Genomic DNA, 1731 nt, shown 5'->3' on the forward strand with positions numbered 1-1731 from the left:
GTTGGGCCCGCAGCTCGCCGACGAGTTCGCCCTCCAGGGCGCCGGCATCCGCGTGCACTGGAACAAAACGGCCCACGAGGCCGGCTTCGTCCCCCGCCAGGTCGACAAGGGCACCGGCTGGGACTCGCTGCGCGCCTCCGCCTCCCAGAACCTGGCGATCTCCACCATCGGCTACCCGTTCGTCGAGTCGGACATGATCGGCGGTTCCGGCGGCCAGCCCGCACCGACGAAGAACGTCCTGGTGCGGTGGGCGCAATCCGCCTCCCTGATGCCGCTGATGTACGCCTCGACCTCTCCGGTGGACACCAACGACACCACCACCGGGCAGAAGGTGGACTACGACCAGGAGACGGTCGACCTCTACCGGCAGGCCATCAAGACACACGAGAAGCTCGCCCCCTACATCTGGGACCAGGTGCAGAGCACCCTGAAGACGGGCGATCCGATCATGCGGCCGCTGTTCTTCGACTTCCCGAAGGATGAGGCGAGTTACACGGTCGCCGACGAGTGGATGCTCGGCCCGGCCGTGCTGGCGGCGCCGAAGCTGAGCACCGGCGCCACCCGCTCCGTCCATCTGCCGCCGGGCACCTGGTACGACATCAACCAGGGCACCGTGATCCGCGGCCCCAAGACCCTCAAGGGGTACGCGGCACCGCTCGGCGTCACCCCGGCCTTCGTCAACCTCAAGGCCAAGGGCGCAGCCAAGGCCGTACAGGCGCTCAAGCGCGACGACGCTCCGGCCGCCTCCGTGCTGATCACCCCGGACGCCCCGGCCACCGACGCCGGCAAGCCGTTCGAGGTGACCACCGAGGTGACCAACTGGGGCACCGGGACCATCAATAGCGTCAAGGCGGCCCTGGACCTGCCCGACGGCTGGAGCGCCAAGACGACCGGCCCGACCACCGCCAGCTCCCTCAAGAACGGAGCCACACTCACCACCACGTGGACGGTGACCCCCGCCGCGGACGCCCGCTGGGGCAGCCACGACCTCACCGGCACCGCCACCTACAACGGATCCAGCGGGTCGCAGAAGGTGTCGGACACCGTACAGGCGCAGGTGAAGGCCGCCCCGGGCAACGTGCAGGAGCCCTATCTGACGACCGACACCCCCCCAGAGGACCCTCAGTACGCCCAGGCCGGTGACCAGTTCGCCATCTGGGCGGGCGGCCAGGACCTGTCCGGCTGGAAGGACGAGAAGGGCGTCATCTACCGCGACGACGCGGCCGGCGAGAAGTCAACCGGGCAGGCCCAGTTGGTCTCCCAGAACAGCCCCTCACCGGTCGGCAAGGCGGGCATCGCCCTCGCCAACGACCTGACCGCACCCGAGAAGGGCGGTTACGCGGTGCTGGTCATGACCCAGAGCTACGGGCTGGAGTTCATGACCGACAGCAACGGCGACGGAAAGCTCGACACCTGGGCAGGAGGCGGCAGTTCGTACCCCCCCGCCTGGCTGAAGCTCGTCCGCGACGGCACCGCCTACACCGCGTACGCCAGTTCCGACGGCACCGCCTGGCAGCAGGTGGCCACCGCCACCGTTGCCTCCGCGAGCGGCACCGGCGATGCCGGAATGGTCGCCGGCGCCGTCAACCTCAACTACCCCGACCAGATCACGACAGCACTCTTCGACTCCTTCTCCACGCACGCGTGATCCACGTACCAGCGAGAGGCACGTCTATGGCAGTCAACCGCAGACACTTCATGACCACCGCGGCCGCCCTCGGCGGCGCGGGC

Annotated in this window: 1 protein-coding gene; it reads left to right on the forward strand. The window is 69.0% G+C overall.

The features are described 5' to 3' along the window. The coding region (locus TN53_RS40445) for an NEW3 domain-containing protein (RefSeq protein ID WP_046263867.1) at window positions 1–1648 on the forward strand (1648 nt) is incomplete at its 5' end. Window positions 1649–1731: the final 83 nt, after the last annotated feature.

The sequence above is a fragment of the Streptomyces sp. WM6386 genome (assembly GCF_000972385.1).
In the GTDB taxonomy this organism is placed as follows: domain Bacteria; phylum Actinomycetota; class Actinomycetes; order Streptomycetales; family Streptomycetaceae; genus Streptomyces.